The organism is Micrococcus sp. UYEF5 (genome assembly GCF_040546065.1).
Taxonomy (GTDB): Bacteria; Actinomycetota; Actinomycetes; order Actinomycetales; family Micrococcaceae; genus Micrococcus; species Micrococcus luteus.
On record NZ_JBEPNB010000006.1, the window covers coordinates 88,873 to 107,053 of the forward strand.

General features: G+C 75.3%; 19 protein-coding genes. 6 read left to right on the plus strand and 13 right to left on the minus strand.

The genetic code is table 11. The annotated features are described in order from the left end of the window. Nucleotides 1-18 precede the first annotated feature (18 nt). Nucleotides 19-1,278 carry a sensor histidine kinase gene (locus tag ABIB16_RS07580; protein ID WP_256836155.1) on the plus strand — a complete coding sequence of 420 codons (1,260 nt, stop codon included), beginning with the start codon at nucleotides 19-21 and terminating at the stop codon, nucleotides 1,276-1,278. A 250-nt stretch (nucleotides 1,279-1,528) separates the two neighbouring features. Here ABIB16_RS07580 and ABIB16_RS07585 read toward each other — a convergent pair whose 3' ends face one another. From ABIB16_RS07585 to ABIB16_RS07595, 3 genes are all read right to left on the minus strand, one after another. Beyond that, nucleotides 1,529-2,014: a hypothetical protein gene (locus ABIB16_RS07585; RefSeq protein ID WP_020624818.1), complete on the minus strand. Its 486-nt coding sequence runs from the start codon at nucleotides 2,012-2,014 to the stop codon at nucleotides 1,529-1,531. 90 nt (nucleotides 2,015-2,104) lie between these two features. Then, nucleotides 2,105-3,160: a hypothetical protein gene (locus ABIB16_RS07590; RefSeq protein ID WP_041102815.1), complete on the minus strand. Its 1,056-nt coding sequence runs from the start codon at nucleotides 3,158-3,160 to the stop codon at nucleotides 2,105-2,107. Nucleotides 3,161-3,216: 56 nt separating this feature from the next. Beyond that, nucleotides 3,217-4,062, minus strand: coding sequence for a hydroxymethylpyrimidine/phosphomethylpyrimidine kinase (locus ABIB16_RS07595; protein ID WP_256836156.1), 846 nt, complete (start codon nucleotides 4,060-4,062; stop codon nucleotides 3,217-3,219). Nucleotides 4,063-4,193: 131 nt separating this feature from the next. On the opposite strand from ABIB16_RS07595, the gene ABIB16_RS07600 reads away from it, so the two are divergent. From ABIB16_RS07600 to ABIB16_RS07610, 3 genes are all read left to right on the plus strand, one after another. Continuing rightward, a complete protein-coding gene (locus ABIB16_RS07600) occupies nucleotides 4,194-4,658 on the plus strand; it encodes a DUF4126 domain-containing protein (protein WP_060775707.1) in 465 nt (154 codons plus the stop codon). Next, nucleotides 4,655-4,978 (plus strand): putative quinol monooxygenase, encoded by a 324-nt coding sequence (locus ABIB16_RS07605; protein ID WP_010079505.1) that lies wholly within the window; start codon nucleotides 4,655-4,657, stop codon nucleotides 4,976-4,978. The genes ABIB16_RS07600 and ABIB16_RS07605 overlap by 4 nt, the downstream gene beginning before the upstream one ends. Nucleotides 4,979-5,077: 99 nt before the next feature. Continuing rightward, nucleotides 5,078-5,713 (plus strand): GNAT family N-acetyltransferase, encoded by a 636-nt coding sequence (locus ABIB16_RS07610; protein WP_095353572.1) that lies wholly within the window; start codon nucleotides 5,078-5,080, stop codon nucleotides 5,711-5,713. A 10-nt stretch (nucleotides 5,714-5,723) separates the two neighbouring features. On the opposite strand, the gene ABIB16_RS07615 is transcribed toward ABIB16_RS07610, so the two are convergent. Then, a complete protein-coding gene (locus ABIB16_RS07615; protein ID WP_095353596.1) occupies nucleotides 5,724-6,329 on the minus strand; it encodes a TetR/AcrR family transcriptional regulator in 606 nt (201 codons plus the stop codon). 126 nt (nucleotides 6,330-6,455) lie between these two features. Here ABIB16_RS07615 and ABIB16_RS07620 point away from each other — a divergent pair, with 126 nt between their 5' ends. Beyond that, on the plus strand, nucleotides 6,456-7,670 hold the full coding sequence (locus tag ABIB16_RS07620; RefSeq protein WP_217564892.1) for an acyl-CoA dehydrogenase family protein: 1,215 nt from the start codon (nucleotides 6,456-6,458) through the stop codon (nucleotides 7,668-7,670). Between the two features lie 100 nt (nucleotides 7,671-7,770). Here the strand turns inward: ABIB16_RS07620 and ABIB16_RS07625 are convergent, their stop codons facing one another. The 8 genes from ABIB16_RS07625 to ABIB16_RS07660 form a co-directional block, all read right to left on the minus strand. Then, the gene (locus ABIB16_RS07625) at nucleotides 7,771-8,712 is read right to left on the minus strand and encodes an endonuclease domain-containing protein (protein ID WP_354436172.1); all 942 of its coding nucleotides are present in this window, start codon (nucleotides 8,710-8,712) and stop codon (nucleotides 7,771-7,773) included. Between the two features lie 250 nt (nucleotides 8,713-8,962). After that, on the minus strand, nucleotides 8,963-10,306 hold the full coding sequence (tgt, locus tag ABIB16_RS07630) for a tRNA guanosine(34) transglycosylase Tgt (protein ID WP_237069362.1): 1,344 nt from the start codon (nucleotides 10,304-10,306) through the stop codon (nucleotides 8,963-8,965). Between the two features lie 41 nt (nucleotides 10,307-10,347). Continuing rightward, the gene (locus tag ABIB16_RS07635) at nucleotides 10,348-11,307 is read right to left on the minus strand and encodes an ornithine cyclodeaminase family protein (protein ID WP_134415953.1); all 960 of its coding nucleotides are present in this window, start codon (nucleotides 11,305-11,307) and stop codon (nucleotides 10,348-10,350) included. Between the two features lie 30 nt (nucleotides 11,308-11,337). Next, nucleotides 11,338-12,132 carry a glutamine amidotransferase gene (locus tag ABIB16_RS07640; RefSeq protein ID WP_163721422.1) on the minus strand — a complete coding sequence of 265 codons (795 nt, stop codon included), beginning with the start codon at nucleotides 12,130-12,132 and terminating at the stop codon, nucleotides 11,338-11,340. Between the two features lie 74 nt (nucleotides 12,133-12,206). After that, nucleotides 12,207-12,779, minus strand: a complete 573-nt coding sequence (locus ABIB16_RS07645; RefSeq protein ID WP_163721420.1) for a GNAT family N-acetyltransferase — start codon at nucleotides 12,777-12,779, stop codon at nucleotides 12,207-12,209. Nucleotides 12,780-12,896: 117 nt separating this feature from the next. Next, nucleotides 12,897-13,796, minus strand: a complete 900-nt coding sequence (locus tag ABIB16_RS07650) for a DUF6707 family protein (protein WP_225348910.1) — start codon at nucleotides 13,794-13,796, stop codon at nucleotides 12,897-12,899. A gap of 2 nt (nucleotides 13,797-13,798) precedes the next feature. Next, complete coding sequence (locus tag ABIB16_RS07655) at nucleotides 13,799-14,338, minus strand: NUDIX hydrolase family protein (RefSeq protein WP_036316089.1); 540 nt, start codon at nucleotides 14,336-14,338, stop codon at nucleotides 13,799-13,801. Nucleotides 14,339-14,394: 56 nt separating this feature from the next. Continuing rightward, nucleotides 14,395-15,522: an NADH:flavin oxidoreductase/NADH oxidase gene (locus ABIB16_RS07660; protein ID WP_036339859.1), complete on the minus strand. Its 1,128-nt coding sequence runs from the start codon at nucleotides 15,520-15,522 to the stop codon at nucleotides 14,395-14,397. 125 nt (nucleotides 15,523-15,647) lie between these two features. On the opposite strand from ABIB16_RS07660, the gene ABIB16_RS07665 reads away from it, so the two are divergent. Beyond that, nucleotides 15,648-15,971, plus strand: a complete 324-nt coding sequence (locus tag ABIB16_RS07665) for a hypothetical protein (RefSeq protein ID WP_101963066.1) — start codon at nucleotides 15,648-15,650, stop codon at nucleotides 15,969-15,971. 12 nt (nucleotides 15,972-15,983) lie between these two features. Here ABIB16_RS07665 and ABIB16_RS07670 read toward each other — a convergent pair whose 3' ends face one another. Further along, complete coding sequence (locus tag ABIB16_RS07670; RefSeq protein WP_230260189.1) at nucleotides 15,984-18,179, minus strand: hypothetical protein; 2,196 nt, start codon at nucleotides 18,177-18,179, stop codon at nucleotides 15,984-15,986. Between the last annotated feature and the right edge of the window lie 2 nt (nucleotides 18,180-18,181).

Below are 18,181 nucleotides of genomic sequence, written 5' to 3' on the forward strand. Positions count from 1 at the left end.
CGGGGCGGTCCGCCCCCGATGCCTGATTCGAGCCCATCGACCCCCTCCGTCCGGAGCGGCGCGCCCTCCCGGGCGCGCCGCTCTTCGGCGTGGCGTCAGGCGCGCAGCCTGCGGTGGCGCGCGTTCTGGGCCGCGGCGCCGCTGAGCCGCGTCTATCTCGCCTTCGGGTCGGCGTTCCTGCTCGCCTCGACCGCGTCCGACATCGGTCTGTTCGGCCCGGGCCACGGCGCCATCCCGGTCCTGGACGGGATCGCCATCGCGTCGGCGACCAGCGCCTTCCTCGCCCAGTGGTGGCGCAGCACGGTGGGCTTCGCCCTGCTCCTGCCCGGGGCCGTCGCGACCGTCGTCGGCGGTTCCGAGGTGCTCTTCGCCGTCGTCGCGCCCGTGGTCCTCGGGGCCGTCGCGGCGACCGCCCGTTCCTGGGGGTTCGTCGTCACGGCCGCCGTCCTGGCACTGACCTGGGGCGTCGCCCAGCCGTTCGCGGTGGGTCAGTCGAACGCGACGTGGTTCATCCTGCTGCTCATGTCCATGGGCCTCGGCGGCGGGCTCTTCATCCGCGAGAGCTTGGCCCGGCGGGAGCGGGATCGCCGCCGGGTGTTCGAGGCGGAGGAGCGGGCCCGGCTGGCCGCCGAGGCCGAGCGTCGCTCCCTGGCCCGCGACCTGCACGACGTGGTCGCGCACAACCTCACGATCATCTCGATGCAGGCTCGGACGGCACGCTACCTCGGCGCCCCGGAGGCGGCTCAGGGCGTGCTGGACGTGGTGGGGGACTCCGCGAAGGACGCGCTGCGGGACCTGCGGCGCATGCTCTCCATCCTCCAGGAGGACGGGATCGTGGACCCGAGCGGTGAGCCGGGCGCCGCGGGGGGCGCGGACGGGGCGACGTCCGCGGATCCGGTGCTGTCCGTGGCCCAACTGGCCGAGGAGCTGCGCAGTCTCGGAATGACGGTGGAGACGGACGTCCGCTGCGACCAGAACGCGATGCCGATCTCCGTGCGCTCCACCCTGCACCGGGTGCTCCAGGAGGCCACCACGAACGTCGCCAAGCACGCCGGCGAGGGCGCGCGCGTGTGCATCGAACTCCGCGACGCGGGGCCGGACGTGGTGCTCGAGGTGGAGAACACCGTCACCGAGCGGTCCGGCCCGCCGCAGTGGAACTCCTCCGGTGTGGGCCTGAACTCCATGCGGGATCGCGTGGCCACCTTCGGCGGCACGATCGAGGCCGGGCCGGGGGGCTGGGGGTGGCGGGTGCGCGCGGTGCTCCCCAGGTGCGTCTGACGAGGCCGACGCCGTCGCAGCGGCGGACCAGACCCATGTGACCTGCATCACATCAGGGCCCGAAAGTCTGCACCTTCCGCCACTGTCGGGGGCGCCGTCGTCCCTCCTAGAGTGGGTCATGCCCCATTGAGACGGTGCACAGTGCGAATCACGAGCCGGGATACATGCCTGAGGGGATGCGGGCCCCGGACGCGGTTCCGAGAAGGACGATGGCCATCCGGCCATCGTCCTTTCTCGTTGTCGGGCGTGCTCAGGCCGGCTCGGCGGGCGACGGCTCCGGGGTGACCGTGCGGACGAGGGGACGGGCCGCGGTCCGGCCCAGGGCCATGAGCACGGCGGCCGGGAAGCCGATCACCGGGATGAGCATCGGCAGGATGCCCGCAGCGCCCTGCGTGAGCACCACCAGGCCGTAGAGCATGCCGATCAGCGCGTACGCCAGCACGTGGACCCACTGGTTGAGCACGTGCCGGAACGCCCAGTTCACGAGCAGGCACAGCGGCAGCCCCACCACCAGCCCGGCGACCCCGACCACCGTCAGCAGCGGTGTCAGGCTGCCGAAGGCCTGCAGCCCCGGGACCACGGCCAGGATCGCCACCACGGCGGCCATCACGAGGTTGGGCAGCAGCCAGGCCACGAGGAACCCGTTCAGTCCCATGCGCAGCTGCGGGCGGGGGCCGGAACGGGCCGCGCGGCGACGGGCACGGGCGGCGGACGCGACCGGGGCGGGGGTGGTCATGGCGGGGACTCTCCGGGAGGGGGATCGACGACGTCGGGCGGGTCCCCACTGTAGTGGGCCGGGCTGGACGGGCCCCGGGAGAGTTCCCGGTCAGGCGCGCCGGTCGCCGTCCACGTGGAAGGTCAGGTCCTCGACGCCGGGGAAGGACTCGATCTCCTGGAACGCGTCCCAGGCGTCGCTGTCCGCCTCGGCGTCCGCGGGCAGGGTCACCGTCAGGGCGCCGATCTCCCCGTCGATCACCTGCAGGCGCAGCTCGAGTTCGTGTCCTCCGGCGGAGCCGGAGGCGAAGCGGCCGCGGACGGGCCAGACGCAGTCGTTCGGCACCGCGCGACGGATGTCATCGTCGGTCTGGACGACGAGCGGCACCCAGTCCGGGACCTCGCCGGCTTCACGGATGGCCTCGGCCACCGAGGTGACGGTGCGCGCGTGCGGCAGCTGGGAGCGCAGCGCCTCAGCCCCGGGCAGGTCCCGGCCCTCGGCCAGCGCCGGGTCGAGCAGGGTCTCGAGCAGCACGCGCACCTCCACCGGCAGCTCGGCGGTGGCCTCGGGCTCGACCTCGTCGACCGTGTCCTCGTCCAGGCCGGCGGGGCCGGTGACGGCGAGTTCGACGGCGTCGCGGCGGGTCCGGCGGGCGTCCTCGTTGGCCAGCAGCATCGCCAGGGAGGCCGCTGCGGCCAGCGCGACGCGCGGGGCGGGGACGCCGACCCGCTGGAGCCCGCGCACCACGGCGCCGTCGATCCGGTCGTTCAGGCCGGTGGCACGCAGCGCGACCGCCGCGACCGCGCCGCCGACGGCCAGTCCGCCGAGCCCGCGCAGGGCACGCGCGGCGGGGGAGGGGGCCACCTCGCCGTCGGCGATCGCGGCGGTGTGGAGGGCGCCGGCGGTCTCGGCCGCGAGGAACGTGCCGCTGACGGCGGCCTCGAGCTCTGCGAGGGCCCGGCGCTCGCGCCCTCGGCGGGCGTGCGGATCCAACAGGGTGAGCCCGCCGACCGCGGCCGCCGCCGCCAGCCCGTAGAGCCGGCCGCCCGGGGCGAGGGCGCGCTGGCGCAACGCGGGGACGACGGCCTCCGCGTCGTCGACGGGAACGGACGACGCCGAGTGGTGGACCTCGCCGGGGACGGAAGGGGCGGGGGAGGGGAGCTTCATGCCCCCAGTGTGGCGCACCGCCCGGCTCAGGACGAGTCAGCGGCCCACGTGCGCGCTCAAGCGGAGCGCAGGCCGCCCTGCCACAGGGCGGCGAACGGCGTGCGGCCCTCCACCGCCTGCGCGATGCCGGCTCGCACGAACTCCTTGGCGCGGCGCGCGGCCTCGAGCGTGGTGGCACCCTTGGCCAACTCGGCGGTGACGGCGGCGGCGAGCGAGCAGCCCGCACCAGAGACGCCGGACTGGCCGATCTTCGGGGCGGAGAGCACCTCCACGGTGTCCCCGTCCACGAACACGTCCACGGCGTCCGGGCCGGGCAGGTGCATCCCGCCCTTGGCCAGGACGGCCGCGCCGGAGATCTCGTGGATGCGCCGAGCGGCCGCCGTCAGGTCCTCGACCGAGCGCACGGTCATGCCGGAGAGCTGCTCCGTCTCGAAGTGGTTCGGGGTGGTGAAGGTGGCCAGCGGCAGCAGCTCGGCCTTGAGCGCCTGGTCCGTGTCCAGGGCGTGGCCCGGCTCCTGGCCCTTGCAGATGAGCACGGGGTCCAGGACCACGTGGTCCCACTCGGCGCGGCGCAGGGCCGCGGCCGAGGTGCGGATGAACTCCGGGGAGCCCTGCATGCCCAGCTTCACGGTGCGCAGCCGCTCCGGGTAGTCGCCCTGGATGGCGTCGAGCTGCTGCTGGAGGATCTCGGTGGGCACGGGGAAGAAGCGGTGGTTCCAGTCGTCCTCCGGGTCGAAGGAGACGATGCAGGTCAGCGCCACGATGCCGAAGACGCCGAGTTCCTGGAACGTCTTGAGGTCGGCCTGGGCGCCGGCGCCGCCGGTGGCCTCGGACCCGGCGATGGTCAGGGCGAGCGCGGGGGCGGAGGCGGAGTGCTGGGGGGAGTGAGCGGTCTGGGGCATGCGCCCATGGTAGGACCGACCCCGGACGGGAAGCGCCCGACGGCCGGCGGTGTTCACCGGGGAACGAGGGTCCTCGGACCCGGAGCGTCCGCCCGGGCGCCCCGAGCGACCCGCGAAGGACGGGGACGGACGTGCTCGAGTTCCTCACCGGCACGGGCCTGGCCACCTCGGCCGGGCTCAACGCCTACATCCCCCTGCTCGCCCTGGGTCTGCTGGACCGGTTCACGGGGCTCGTCGACCTGCCCGCGGGGTGGACGTGGCTCTCCGCCGACGCCTCCCTCTGGATCCTCGGCGCCCTGCTCGCGCTCGAGCTCGTCGCGGACAAGATCCCCGGGGTGGACGCGGTCAACGACGTCGTCCAGACGGTCGTGGGAGCCGACACGGTCACGGTGGGGGCCGCCGCGCCCGTGCTCTCGGCGGCCGAGGACGTCTCGGCGGCCGGCCTCGTCGCGGCCGCGCTGTTCCTGCCGGTGCTGGTCGCCGTGCTGGTGGTCGCCGTCGTCGTGGGCCTGTGGCTGCTGGCCCGGCGGTTCCGCGACCGGCGGACGCGAGGCCGTGCCGCGGCCGTCCCGGGTGGGCCAGAATGGACGGCATGATCCTCATCAACCTGAAGTTCACCGTCCAGCCCGAGCGTGCCGACGAGTGGATGGACGCCGTCGCGAAGTATACCGCGGACGTGCGCTCTGAGCCCGGCAACCTGTTCTTCGAGTGGTACCGCCCGGTGGAAGGCGGCCCGAACGAGTACTTCCTGCTCGAGGGGTTCACGGACGAGGGTGCGCAGGCCCACGTCGCGTCCCCGCACTTCCAGGAGGGCCTGGACGCGATGCGCCCGCTGCTGGCGAGCACGCCCCAGATCATCTCCGAGCAGGTCGGTGCGGAGGGCTTCGGCCCGATGGGCGAGCTGCAGATCGACTGAGCCCGCCCCCGGCCAGAGGAGGCGACGGCGCCCGCGTCACGAGCGTGACGCAGGGCGCCGTCTCTGTATCCGGGGTCACACCCTGGCTACGGTGAGCGCATGAGCGCCGAGCAGAACAGCACCCAGACCCCCGGCCACCGCACCGCCCACGTCCCTGCCGGCCAGGATCTCGGCCACCGCTGGTCCACCCGCGAGGCCGATCACGACGATCCGGCCGACCGCCGCGCCGTCCGCCAGATCGCCGAGCTCGCCTTCGCGTCCACGGCCGAGGCCGACCTCGTCGAGGCGCTCGCCGGCGGCGCGGAGGGCTGGCTGCCCCAGTACTCCCTCGTGGCCATGACCGCCGCGATCCCCGGCACGGACCTGCAGTCGGACCCGATGGGCTACGGCACCCTGGTCCGGGCCCACATCGACGACGCCGAGGTGCTCGCGCTCGCCCCGCACGGCGTCCTGCCCGAGCACCAGGGCGAGGGCGCCGGCACCGCGCTCGTCAACGCCCTGCTGCAGGCGACGCAGGCCGACGGCGAGGAGGTCGTGGTGGTCTACGGCTGGCCCGAGTACTACGCGAAGTTCGGCTTCCACCGGGCCTCCGAGCACGGCGTGCACGCGGCCTTCGCCCGGCAGCCCGAGGCGCTGCAGGTCCTCACGCTCCAGGACGGGGCCGAGGTGCCGGCCGGCGAGTTCCGCTACCCGCCCGCGTTCGGGGCGGAGAACGCGCAGGTCGCCGGCCGCTGAGAGCCCGGTCTCAGTCCAGGAGTCGGCGCACGGCGGCGAGCGTCCGTTCGGCCTCGGCCGGCTCGGCCGTGAGCCGCGCGATGACCTCCGCGAGGTCCGCGCGCAGGCCGGCCTCGGCGTCGTCGGCCGGGACGTGGAGCCACGCCCGCAGGGCGCGGTTGTGGACGGCCACCACGGCCGCCGCCAGCCCGACGGCGACCCCGCCGCGCACGGGCGTGTCCGGCAGGGCCGTGGCGAGCCAGCCGGAGAACAGCTCCGTGTAGCGGTGCGAGGTGAGCAGCTCGCGCGTGCGCAGCGCCTGGGAGCCGCGCAGCAGGCGGGAGCGCGCCCGGGCCCGGTCCGGATCGGCGGTGTGATGCCGGAAGACCTGGAGGACCGCCTCCTCCAGGGCCTCCCGCACGCCGAGGGAGGTGCCGCGCAGGAAGTCGTCCAGGCGGGCGAGCAGCGCCGCGTGGTCGGCGAAGACCACCTCCTCCTTCCCGCCGAGGTGGCGGAAGAAGCTGGCCCGGCTCATGCCGGCCTGGCGGGCGAGCTGGTCGGCCGTGACGGCGTCGTAGCCCTCGCGGTCCAGCAGGTGGATCAGGGCGGTGAGGGTGTCCTCGGCGGGCGTCGTCATGCGGGCCATGGTGCCACGGGCGCGGAGAGGAGGTGAGACTGCGTCTGATTCTGTGAGATGGCGTGTCAGTTGGTGTAGGGTGATGGCGGACACACCCATCTCTCCGACCCCGCCCGGGAGGCCACCATGACCGAGACCCTGCCCACTGTCGAGCCCGAGTACGACGTCGCCACGCCGCTGGACACCGACTTCTACCTCGCACTCACGGACGTCTCCGACGCCGAGAAGGACGTGTGGCGTCGGGCCCGCGCCTTCGCACTCGAGCCGGACGTGCTGCCCCGGATCCGGGAGGCGTGGGACCGCCACGAGTACCCGCTGGACCTCGTGGCCCGCCTGGGGCAGGCCGACCTGCTGCGCGACGGCGTCCCCGTGGACGGGCTGCCCGACGTCTCCCGCGTGGCAGCGGGCCTGGCCACGATGGAGCTCTCGCGCCTGGACGGCTCGATCGCCACGATGACGGGCGTGCAGGGCGGTCTGGCCATGCGCTCGATCCAGCTGTGCGGCAGCGAGGAGCAGCGTGCCGAGCACCTGCCGGCCATGGCGCGCGGCGAGCTCTACGGCGCCTTCGCGCTCACGGAGCCGACCCACGGCTCCGACTCCGTCTCGCTGGAGACCCGCGCCGAGCGCGTCGACGGCGGCTGGCGGCTGCACGGGCACAAGAAGTGGATCGGCAACGGGGCCGCCGGCGGCGTGACCGTGGTGTGGGCGCGCAGCGCCGAGGACGAGAAGGTCCGCGGGTTCATCGTGCGCCAGGAGTCCGAGGGCTACACGGCCGAGGTCATCAAGGGCAAGGTCGCGCTGCGGGCCATTGACCAGGCCCACATCACCCTCGACGGCGTGTTCGTGCCCGACGCCGACGTCCTGCCCGAGGCCCGCTCCTTCAAGGACACCTCCCGCGTCCTCTTCGCCACGCGCGTGGGCGTGGCGTGGTCCGCCCTCGGGAAGGCCGTGGGCTGCTACGAGGCGGCGGTGCAGTACGCGGGGCAGCGCGTCCAGTTCGGCCGGCCGCTGGCCGCCGCCCAGAGCGTGCAGACCCGTCTGGCCGAGATGCTCTCCCAGCTCACCCAGGTGCAGCTGCTCGTGCTGCGCGCGACCCGGCTCGAGGACGAGGGCCGGCTCACCGGGCCGATGGCGTCCATGGCCAAGTACTCGGCGACGCGCGCCGCGCGGTCCATCGCCGCGAACGCGCGCGACCTGCTCGGTGGCAACGGCATCCTCATCCAGAACGAGGTGGCCCGCCACTTCGCGGACATCGAGGCGATCCACACCTACGAGGGCACCGAGACCGTGCAGGGGCTGATCATCGGCCGCGAGATCACGGGGGTCGGCGCGTTCGTGTGAGATGACGCGAGCGGGGGCGGCGGCGTGAGCCAGAGATTTCTGCTGGTGCGCACGCCCCCCTGCCGCCGATTCGTCTGGCTCGGCGGCCGATTCGTCTGGCTCACGCAGGCAGAGGGAGCCGCAGGTGGGCGGCGAGGTCGCGCAGCAGGGCGTCGAGGCCCCGCTGGGTGACGACGCTGGCGGTCACGCGCAGCACGATCCACCCCTCGGCCTGCATCCGGCGGTCGCGCTCGATGTCACGGCGCCACTGCTGCGGGTCCGTCCGGTGATGATCGCCCTCGTACTGCACGCAGACGCGGGCCTCCCGCCACACCAGGTCTGGCCGGACGGTGGACCCGTCGCTCAGCATCAGCAGCGGATTCACCTCCGGCTCCGGCACACCCGCGTCGGCCAGCGCCAGTCGGAGGAGCGTCTCGGCCCTCGAATCCGCGCCGTCCCTGAGCAGCGGCAGGGCCGCTCGCAGGGTCCGCGTCCCTCGCCTCCCGCGCACCCGCAGCACCTCCGCCTCCAGATCACGCACGGTGCACCGCGGATGCTCGCCGGGGCGACGCCGGCCGGCCGGGCCGTCCGCCCGTTGCAGCAGGCTGTCCCCGGCGGCGACGACGTCGGCCAACGGCAGACCCAGCTGCGCCAGCGCCGCCCAGGTGGCGGCCGGCGTCGTGATCCGCACCCCGGCACGCACCAGCACGGGGTCCTGCGGGTGCAGCTCATGCCCGACGACGCCGCTGCGGCGCGGCGCCCCGCCCTCGGCCCGCGTGCGCGCCAGATGGATGGGGCCGCGCTCCCACTGCCGCGGCAGCCACATCCCCCAGAGGCGAGCGGCGGTGGCGTGGGTGGCCGCGGTGCCGGGGTTCGTCCGCTGGAGGGCGCGGACGACGTCGGCCAGTGAGGGCTGACCCCCGGCGGTGTGCCGCAGCCCGTGGTGCGGGGCGTCGAACCGGGGGCCGCGCAGCTGCGAGGCCGTCAGGCCGGCCTGCAGCCCCGCGGCGACCGGGAAGACGGGGCTGAGGGTGGCGTCGTCGTGCGGAGGAGGGGCGACCATGCCGCCACCTTCTCCTTCCATGGGCGGCCCCGGCGCCGCGACCGCGAGGGCCGTGGAGGGCGAGCCGGGTCGGCGGCCCTGTGCAGGAGCCGCTGAATCGTCTGGCTCACGTCTTCCGCACGTCCGAGCGGCGCTGAGCCAGACGAATCGGTCGCGACAGCCCCCTCAGAACAGCAGAAACGTCTGGCTCGCGCCCGTCGCAGCGGGCTGGCTCGCGCCCGTCGCAGCGTGCCGGCGCACCCAGCACCGCTCAGCCCTTCGGGGCGTAGTACCGGCCGAGGGTCTCGGCCTTGAGCTCCGCGAGCGTGCCGTCCTGCATGGCCGCGCGGATCCGGTCCACGAGCGAGACCGTGAACCGCTCGTTGTGGATGGAGAGGAGCGTGTGCGCCACCATCTCCTTCGCCTTGAACAGGTGCCGCAGGTACGCGCGGGAGTAGTGGGCGCACGTGTAGCAGTCGCACTCGGGGTCCAGCGGGCCGAAGTCGCGGCGGTACTTCGCCCCGGGCAGGTTGTAGCGCCCGTCGCGGGTGTAGAACGCACCGGTGCGGGCCACCCGGGTGGGGGAGACGCAGTCGAAGGTGTCGGCGCCGTTCTCGACGGCGATGAACAGGTCGTCGGGCTCGGAGATGCCGAGCAGATGGCGCGGCTTGTCCTCGGGCAGCTCCTGCGCGCACCAGCCCACGATGGTCCCGAGGTTCTCCTTCTCCAGGGCCCCGCCGACGCCGTAGCCGTCGAAGCCGGAGGTCACGCCGTCGAGCTCCCCCGCGGCCGGGAACTCTGCCCGCATCGCTGCGAGGTCGCGGCAGGCCTTGCGGCGCAGGTCCTCGTACTGGGCCCCCTGGATCACGCCGAACAGCGCCTGGTACGGCCGCGCCGCGCGGACCCCGGTGAGGCGGGCGTGCTCGTCGAGGCAGCGCTGGGCCCAGCGGCGGGTGCGCTCGAGCGCCTCCTCCTGGTAGCCGCGGGAGTTGTGCAGGGTGGTCAGCTCGTCGAAGGCGAACATGATGTCCGCGCCGAGGTTGTGCTGGATGCCCACGGACACCTCGGGGGTGAACCGGTGTCGGTCCCCGGTCAGGTGGGACTTGAACCAGACGCCGTCGTCGTCGACGTTGGCCAGGCGCTCCTTGCCGGGGGCGACGGCGTCGTCGGCGCCCTGCCCCTCGGGCGCGCCGGGGCCCTTCATGTCGATGACCTTCTTGAATCCCGAGCCCAGGGACATCACCTGGAAGCCGCCGGAGTCCGTGAAGGTGGGGCCGGGCCAGTTCATGAACGCGCCGAGGCCGCCGGCCTCGTCGAGGAGGTCGTCCCCGGGCTGCAGGTACAGGTGGTAGGCGTTGGCCAGGAGGGCCTGCGCGCCGAGCTCGGCCATCGACTCCGGCAGCACCGCCTTGACCGTGGCCTGTGTGGCCACCGGGATGAACGCCGGCGTCTGGATCCGCCCGTGCGGGGTGGTGATGACGCCGGTGCGGCCGAGCGGGGCGCCGTCCGCACCGCCGGTCTCCAGCCGGTGCGTCACCTCGAAGCCGAACTGCGAGGGATGCGCGGGGGCACCGGAGGCGGGCTGCGGCGTCGGGGCGGCGGGGGTCTCAGGCATGGGACCCAGGGTAGTGCGCAGGCACCGCAGGCCGCCCCGGCTCAGCCCAGCACCTCCCGCGCCACCGCGCTCGCCACCACCAGGTCCTGCCAGGGCATGCCCGTGGTGACGAACAGGGCGGGCGCGCCCTCCCGACGACGCGCGGTCCCGGCCACGAGCTCGGCCAGCGTCACCGTGTCCTCGATCCCGGCCAGCGCGCCGGAGTCGATCGCGAGGGTCACGTCCCCGGCCTCGCGGGCGGCCGAGTCCCGCGACTCCACCGCCACGGTCGCGCGGCGGGCCAGGGCGTCGTCGGTCTCGCGGGCGTCCGTGGTGTGCGAGCCCATCGCCACGACCGTCGCGTGCTCCGGCACGAGCGTCCCGTCGAACAGCGGGGCCGTCGCGGCCGTGCACGTCACCACGACGTCCGCCTCCGCCACGGCCTCCGGGCCCGCGGCGCTCGCGGTCACGCCCAGCTCCGCTTCGATGCGCGCGGCCAGGGCGGCGGCCCGGTCGGCGTCGCGGCCGACCACGGACACCCGCTCCAGCCCGAACACGTCCTGGAACGTGAGCGCGTGCTCCCACGCCTGCACGCCCGTGCCGAACACGACCAGGTGCCGGGGCGAGGCGTCCGCGAGCAGCCGCACCCCGAGCGCGGACACCGCGGAAGTGCGCAGGCCCGTGAGCTCGACGCCGTCCAGCACGGCCCGCGGGGCCTGGCCGGGGGTGCCCGGGGCGCCGAACAGCACGTAGACGCCCTGGATGACGGGCAGTCCGCGCTCGGGGTTGTCCGGCGTGAGGGTGAGCAGCTTGGTGCCGACCTCGGCCCCGCGCGTCGAGGGCATCTGCAGCAGCTGCCCGGCGGCGGTGGCCACGCGGGTGCGGGGGGCGTCGGCCTCCGGGTCCAGGCCGGCGGCGAGGGCCGCCTCCAGCGCGTCGACGGCGGCGCGCGGGCTCAGGGCGGCGCGCACGGCGGGGCCGTCGATCCAGGGCAGGGAAGCGGTGGCGCGGTGCGTGTCCATGCGGCCACGCTACGGGGTGGGCCGGGCGGCTCAGCCGAACAGCGTGCGGAAGTTCGCCAGGATCCGGCGGGGGTGCTCGGGGTCGACGGCGGCCAGCCCCGCCACCGTGGGCTCGTACTCGCCCGGGGCGAAGTACCCGTGCTCGCGGTAGATCTCAAGGCGCTCGAGGATACCGGCCTGGTCCAGCTCCGGGTGGAACTGGGTGGCGTACTGGCGGGTGCCGAGCCGGAACATCTGCACGGGACAGTCGGCGCCCGCGGCGAGCAGCACCGCGCCGGGCGGGAGCGCGCTCATCGCCTCCTTGTGGCCGACGTACGCCGCGAACGTGCGCGGCACCCCGGCCAGCAACGGATCCGCGGCACCCTCGTCGGTGAGCGTGACCTCGACGGGCGCGGCCGATTCGCCGTACGCGTTGTCCACGACCCCGCCGGCGTGCCGGCCCAGTGTGCCGACGCCGTAACAGCAGCCGAGGAACGGCAGGTCGCGGCGCCGGACGACGTCGAGCATCCGGCCCAGCTCCGCCTCCACGGCGCGCTGCACGGGGGACTTGGTCTCCTCGGGATCGGTGCCCGTGAACGGACTGCCGGGCAGGATCACGGCGACGACGTCCGCGAGCTCCGCCTCCCAGTCCACGCCGTGCGTGGCCACGTCCGGGCGCTGCACGACGCGGTCGAGGGGCAGCACCCGCAGCCGGCCCTCCGAATAGCCACCCAGTCGCTGGACGGCCTCGACCTCGGCAGCCGCGGCGTCGTCTTCGGGGCGCGTCTGGACGAGGAGGAACGGCCGCGGATGCGGGCTCGGGACGGCGTCGGTCGGGGTGGTCATCTCGGCAGACTAGCGGGGCATCGGGCCGGGAGGGCGTGGCGGCGTCGTGGGGCGTCGTCGGGGGCGGGCCGCGGTCAGCGGCCGGCCCAGGGGTGGGCGTCGGAGGCCCACGGCAGGGGGCGGACGCGTTCCTCGGGCAGCGGGTCCGTGGCCAGCCGGCCGTAGCGGTGCACGTCGAGCCGCCGCCCGCCCGCGCGGAGGCGGCCGCGCTGCGTGCCCTCGTGACGGAGCCCGGCGGCCCGGGCGACGGCCCCCGCCGTCGGGCTGTCCGCCCGGTGGGCCAGTTCGATCCGCTCGAGCCCGCCCTCGGCCAGTTCGGCGTCCGCCACGGTGGTCGCCGCACGCGACATGATCGCGTCCCCGCGCCAGCCCTGATGCAGCCAGGCGGTGAGCGCGCCGGTGCCGTGCGCCTCGTCGCGCACGACGGCGACCAGGCCGATCAGCGTGTCCGTCCCGCGCTCCACCACGGCGACGGCGTCCGTCCCCTCCGCCTGGACCAGTCCGTCGACGTAGGCGCGGGCGGAGGCCTCGTCGGTGACCTCCCCGGGGTCGGCCATGCCGACGGTGCCCGCGTGGAAGGCCGCCAGGACGGCGGGCGCGTCCGTGGAGCGGAGGGGGCGGAGCTGAGCGGGTGCGGAGCCGGTCATGTCGGGCGCATAGCCCCGACAGGGGCTGGAGAGTGAGGTGCGCCACACGAACCGCACCCCGGAGGGCGTGTCACCGGGGACGGGGCCGGCTCTCGACGCCCGTCCCGCGGCTGGGCCTCACCGGCGCGTGGCTGCCTTCGCCTCGAGCTCGTCGGCGAGGGTGCGCAGCGTGCCGAGCTCCCGGGCGATCCGGGAATCCAGGTCGGCGTCCGTGAGCGTCTCCGAGCCGCCGCGGGCACGCAGGTAGAGCAGCTGGCCGAACCGGGCCCGGCGCCACTGATACTCGGCCTCGGCGTCGCGGGCCTGCAGGGCGCGGGAGATCTCCCGGTCGTAGAGCGGCGGCTCGTTGAGCTGACGCTGGCGCACTTCGAGCACGCGGGACGCCCGGCCCGGCTCGGAGGGGACCTCGTCCGCCTCGAGCAGGCGCCGACCGAGGTTGGCGGCGGCGATGTGCTCGCCCTCCTCGCGCAGGATCAGCGACGCCAGGGACAGCGCGGCCTGGATGGACTTCCACCGCCCCACGGCCCCGTCCCACGGCAGGTTCGTCAGCAGGCCCAGGGTGGCGAGCGTGCCCTCGGTGTCCTCGTGCAGCAGGTAGAGCCGCTCGGCCATGCCGAACACGTCCTCCAGCTGGGAGCCGGAGCGCAGGTTCAACCCGTGGGAGAGCCGGGCCGCGGTGGCGGTCAGCTCGGTGTCGTCGAGGTGGCGCTTGCCGACGGCGACGATCCGCTCCTCGGGGGACCCCGCGTCCACGGGGGAGAAGGTGGTGTCCGGGACGGCCCTGCGCTCCTCCGGGCGGTCCGTGCGGACCCGGATCACGGAGCCGTGGGCGATCTTGACCTCCCGGCCGCCCTCGAGGGTGGCGATCACGAGCGCGGGGGTGCCGAAGTCGTCCCGCATCACCCGGGTCGAGGCCACGGGCGGGGCGGGCTCGCCGCGGCGGGTCAGGAAGCTGTCCCCGGGCTGCACGTCCTGGGACTTCAGATGGCGGAGGTAGCCGCCGACGACCGGTGCCATGCTCAGCGCCCCCATCCCACGTGGGCGAGGGCCTGGCGCACCAGGTCCCCGCGGCCACCGATGAACTCGGCCTGGATGTCCTCGCCGAGGGCCTCCTCGGGGGTGAGCCAGGTCAGCTCGAGCGCGTTCTGGCGCGGCTGGCACTCACCCGTCACCGGCACCACGTAGACCAGGGCCACGGCGTGCTGGCGGTCGTCCGTCAGCCCGGTCTCGGACGGCGCCGGGAAGTACTCGGCGACGGTGCAGGGGACCACCGACGGCGGCAGCTGCGGGAACGCGAGCGGGCCGAGGTCCTTCTCCAGGTGGCGCATCAGCGCGGCGCGGATGGTCTCCCGGTACTGGACGCGGCCGGAGACGAACGTCCGCTGGAACGTGCCGGTCTCGTCCGCCACGTAGAGCAGGCCGATCTCGGTGACGTAGCCGAGGGAGTCCAGCCGCACCGGGATGGCCTCCACATACACCATGGGCAGCCGACGCCGGGCCTCGTAGAGGTCCTCGTCGGACAGCCAGCCCGGATTCGGGTCGGGGGTGCGCACGCTCATGGTTCTGTTCTACCGGAGTTCCGCGCCGGGGGCACACCGGGTCCCGCGTGTTCCGCTCACCACTTGGCGCGGAAGTACTGCCGGGCCATCGGCACCTGCTCCGAAGGGACGTCGAGGGCGAGGGCGGCCGCGGTCGGCCAGTTCGGGTTCGCCAGGGCGGCGCGACCCACACAGACGGCGTCGGCGCGGTCCTCGTCCACCACGGCCGCGACCTCCTCGGCGCCGGTCAGCGAGCCGACGGCGGACACCACGATCCCCTCGGTGCCCTCCTTCACGGCGGTGGCCAGCGGCACCTGATAGCCCGGGCCCTGAGGGCCCTCGTAGGTGTCCCCGATGCCCGCGGAGGACAGGTCGAACCAGTGCACCTGCCCCTGCAGCTCCTGCGCCAGGCGGACGGTCTCCTCGATGCTCCAGCCGCCCTCGACCCAGTCCGAGCCGGAGATGCGGATGCCGAGGACCTTGTCCGCGGGCCACACCTCGCGCACGGCCGCCACGACCTCCTTGAGGAAGCGGGTGCGGCCCTCGAAGTCCCCGCCGTACTCGTCGGTCCGGGTGTTGGTCAGCGGCGAGAGGAACTGGTGGATGAGGTAGCCGTGGGCGGCGTGCAGCTGCACGGCGCCGAAGCCGGCACGGTCGGCGCGCTCGGCGGCGTCGGCGAAGGCCTGGACGGTCTCCCGGATCTCGTCCACCCGCATCGCGTGGGTGCGGATCTCCATGGAGTTGGTGGCCACGCCGGAGGGGGAGAGGGTCTCCCAGGAGTCGGGGCCCTCGAGGATCGGCTGCCCGGCGGGCGCGCCCGGGTGCATGGGGACGGTCGAGGCCTTGGCGCCGGCGTGACCGAGCTGGATGGCGGGCAGGGCGCCCTGGGAGGCGATGAACTCGGCGATCGGCGCCCACGCGTCCCGCTGCTCGTCGTTCCACAGGCCGGTGTCCCACGCGGAGATGCGTCCCTCGGGGGTGACGGCGGTGGCCTCGGCCACCACGATCCCGAAGCCGCCGGCCGCGCGGGCGCCCAGGTGCTGGAAGTGCCAGCCGTGGGGGACGCCGTCGCGCGCCTCGCACGAGTACTGGCACATCGGCGGCAGGATCAGGCGGTTGCGTACGCGCACGCCGTTGATCTCGATCGGTTCGAAGATCGCGGGCACGGCGGGGGCGTCGGTCTGCGGGGTGGCGGTCTGAGTCATGCACCCCACCCTACGAGCGGGTCCGGACACGGGAGGGCTCGCGTCCGCCGCGGGCGGAAGGGCGGGCCGGCCCGTGCGACGAGAGAAGTCGTCACCGCTGCTGCGTCCACCCCTACCCTGGGCCCATGCCCTCCTACCGCGCCCGCCTGCAGATCGGCGACCTCCTGCCCGGCCACCGGCCCGAAGAGGTCATGGACCTGGCCGAGGCCGCCGTCCAGGCCACGCACGTGCTCGCGGCCAAGGACATCGAGGTCGTCGCGCGCGTCCCGCGGATCGTGCTGCGCTTCGCGGTGCCCGGCTCGCACCGGGCCGGCGAGGACGCCGAGGCCGCCGAGGTGGCGCGGCGGATGGCGGAGGCGGTGTCCGGCGTCGCCGTGACGGGCCGGCTGGACGTGCTCCGGCGCGACGGCGGCCGGTGGGTCCCGGTGCCCGCCGGGCCCGGGCGCTGAACGGGGACGGGCTCAGGCGCCGGCCGGGTGCGGCCGGCGGGCGGCGTCGCGCTCGATCTGGCGGGCCCAGGAGCGGCGCACGGCCGCGGCGGTGACCAGCAGCAGCGCCCCGAAGGTGGCCGCGAGACCCACCCACACGCTCTGCTGCGCCCCGAGCGGGCTGGGCAGCAGGCGGGGCAGGGCGAGGCAGAGCAGGGTCCAGGCCATGCCCAGGGCCACACCCATGCGGCCGCGCCCCCCGAGCACGAGGCGCAGGGCCGCCAGCAGCAGGGCCACCAGCACCAGCAGGGCGAGCAGCTCGGTCGGGAACCAGTCGACGTGCACACCCCAGGCGTGGAGGGCGGCGCCCACCGCGGTGGGTGCGCCGGCGAGGAGGGTGCCCAGCAGCACGCCGAGCGCGCCGTCCTCGGCCACCCGTGCGACGCGGCGGGCCGCCGGGCGGGCGCCGAGCCGCCGGACCACACGGAGCATGAGGACCAGGGCGAGCAGCCACGGGACGACGTCGAAGCCCCCGGGGGCCAGGACGGCCAGGGGGAACCACAGCGCCAGCGCCAGCAGGGTCCCCGCGACCGCGCCTCGGATGCGGCGGTGCCGCGGCGACGCGCCCTGGCCCGGCCCCCACTGCCGGAGCACGTACATCCCGGTCAGCAGCCACAGCACCGGCCAGATCGCCGGGTGCAGCGGGGACAGCCCGAACACGCTCGCGCCGGGGCCGTGTCGGCCGTCGGCGGTGAGCGGGTACGCGCCGGCATCGAGGGCGCCGAGCCCCGGGACGCGCCCGGCCAGACCGAGGCCCCACGCACCGGAGAGCACGAACAGCGCCCACACGACGGTCAGCAGCGCCTGGCCGCGTCGGTCCGCAGCGGTCGGTGAGCCGGCCGGCTCCTCGGGCGGCGCGGGGGTGTAGCCGGGGATCAGGGGCAGGGCGCCCGTGACCGGCCCCGCCGAGGAGTGGGCGGTGGCCTCGGCCCGGACGGCCTGCGCCTTCGTGGAGAGCCGCTGCCGCCGCCGCCACTCGGGCAGGGCCACCCGGGCCCGGGCGAAGAGCTCCTCATCGGTGAGCCGCTCCTCCGGGTCGGACAGCAGCGGCCGGTCGGCGGCGGCCGGGAAGACCTCGGGGCCCTCGAGCTCGCGCGCGGCCCGGGCCAGCGCGCGGGACTCCCGCTCCTCGTGCTCGCGGCGGCGGCGGGCGGCGTCCTCCGCCGCACGGCGCTCGGCCTCCCGGGCGCGGTCCTCGAGGAGCCGGGCCTGGGCGAGGGCGCGTTCGGCGTGCAGCACGGTGTGGGCGCGGACGCGTGCGGCCTGGCGACGACGTCGCTCGGCCTCGAGGCGGGCGGCCTCCTCCGCCTCGCGACGGCGCCGCTCGGCCTCCTCGGCCCGACGGCGCCGCTCGGCCTCGACGCGTTCGGCCTCGAGGCGACGGCGTTCGGCCTCGGCCGCCTGCCGACGGCGCTCCGCCTCCGCCTCCGCCTCGAGCCGGAGCCGCTCCCGCTCGGCGAGCGCGGCCTCCTCGCGGGCCCGCCGCTCCGCCTGCACGCGGGCGCGCTCGGCGGCGACCTCCGCCTCCCGGCGGCGCCGTTCCTCCCGCTCCCGGCGGCGGGCCTCCGCCTCGGCGGCGGCACGTGCCTTCTCCTCGGCCGCCACCCGACGGCGCCGCTCGGCTTCACGCCGACGGCGCTGCTTCTCCTCCTCGCGGCGGCGGCGGGCCACCCGCGCGGCCTGGGCCCGGCGGGCCTCCTCGTCGAGGCGCGCCCGCCGGCGCTCCTCGGCCGCAGCGCGGCGACGTGCGGCCTCCGCGGCCTTCTCCGGGTCCCGCCCCGGGGCGGGGAGGATGCGCTCGACCGTGCCGACGAGCGGATCGGCGAAACGGGCGAGGTCCGGGCTGCCGAGGCGGTCCAGGATCTCGCTGAGGTCCCGGCGTGGGCGCTGTTCGGCGGGAGCGCCCGGAGTGCGCAGGCGGTCCATGGCGCGGTGCACGTCCGCGCGGCGGTCCTCGCGCACGCGGCGCTCGGCGGCGGTCTCGGGTCGGCCCGAGCGCAGGGCGCGCTCGTGACGGCGCAGATCGCGGCGGGAGATCTCCCCGGGCGCGGCCAGGGCGCGGCGAGGGCGCGCGGCGGGAGCACGCGTCGCGTCGTCGTCGGGACGGGGCGCCGAGGCGCCCCGGAGGCGCTCGAGGGCGGCGCGGGACTCGGAGGACGCGTCCTGCATGC

Excerpts from the sequence above, each read along its gene's own strand:
- ABIB16_RS07605 (WP_010079505.1), top strand. The coding sequence starts at position 4,655 with ATGATCCTCATCAACCTGAAGTTCACCGTCCAGCCCGAGCGTGCCGAC.
- ABIB16_RS07595 (WP_256836156.1), bottom strand. The coding sequence starts at position 4,062 with ATGCCCCAGACCGCTCACTCCCCCCAGCACTCCGCCTCCGCCCCCGCG.
- ABIB16_RS07660 (WP_036339859.1), bottom strand. The coding sequence starts at position 15,522 with ATGACTCAGACCGCCACCCCGCAGACCGACGCCCCCGCCGTGCCCGCG.
- ABIB16_RS07580 (WP_256836155.1), top strand. The coding sequence starts at position 19 with ATGCCTGATTCGAGCCCATCGACCCCCTCCGTCCGGAGCGGCGCGCCC.
- ABIB16_RS07670 (WP_230260189.1), bottom strand. The coding sequence starts at position 18,179 with ATGCAGGACGCGTCCTCCGAGTCCCGCGCCGCCCTCGAGCGCCTCCGG.
- ABIB16_RS07665 (WP_101963066.1), top strand. The coding sequence starts at position 15,648 with ATGCCCTCCTACCGCGCCCGCCTGCAGATCGGCGACCTCCTGCCCGGC.
- ABIB16_RS07635 (WP_134415953.1), bottom strand. The coding sequence starts at position 11,307 with ATGGACACGCACCGCGCCACCGCTTCCCTGCCCTGGATCGACGGCCCC.
- ABIB16_RS07655 (WP_036316089.1), bottom strand. The coding sequence starts at position 14,338 with ATGAGCGTGCGCACCCCCGACCCGAATCCGGGCTGGCTGTCCGACGAG.
- ABIB16_RS07640 (WP_163721422.1), bottom strand. The coding sequence starts at position 12,132 with ATGACCACCCCGACCGACGCCGTCCCGAGCCCGCATCCGCGGCCGTTC.
- ABIB16_RS07590 (WP_041102815.1), bottom strand. The coding sequence starts at position 3,160 with ATGAAGCTCCCCTCCCCCGCCCCTTCCGTCCCCGGCGAGGTCCACCAC.
- ABIB16_RS07610 (WP_095353572.1), top strand. The coding sequence starts at position 5,078 with ATGAGCGCCGAGCAGAACAGCACCCAGACCCCCGGCCACCGCACCGCC.
- ABIB16_RS07625 (WP_354436172.1), bottom strand. The coding sequence starts at position 8,712 with ATGGTCGCCCCTCCTCCGCACGACGACGCCACCCTCAGCCCCGTCTTC.
- tgt (WP_237069362.1), bottom strand. The coding sequence starts at position 10,306 with ATGCCTGAGACCCCCGCCGCCCCGACGCCGCAGCCCGCCTCCGGTGCC.
- ABIB16_RS07650 (WP_225348910.1), bottom strand. The coding sequence starts at position 13,796 with ATGGCACCGGTCGTCGGCGGCTACCTCCGCCATCTGAAGTCCCAGGAC.
- ABIB16_RS07585 (WP_020624818.1), bottom strand. The coding sequence starts at position 2,014 with ATGACCACCCCCGCCCCGGTCGCGTCCGCCGCCCGTGCCCGTCGCCGC.
- ABIB16_RS07620 (WP_217564892.1), top strand. The coding sequence starts at position 6,456 with ATGACCGAGACCCTGCCCACTGTCGAGCCCGAGTACGACGTCGCCACG.
- ABIB16_RS07645 (WP_163721420.1), bottom strand. The coding sequence starts at position 12,779 with ATGACCGGCTCCGCACCCGCTCAGCTCCGCCCCCTCCGCTCCACGGAC.
- ABIB16_RS07615 (WP_095353596.1), bottom strand. The coding sequence starts at position 6,329 with ATGACGACGCCCGCCGAGGACACCCTCACCGCCCTGATCCACCTGCTG.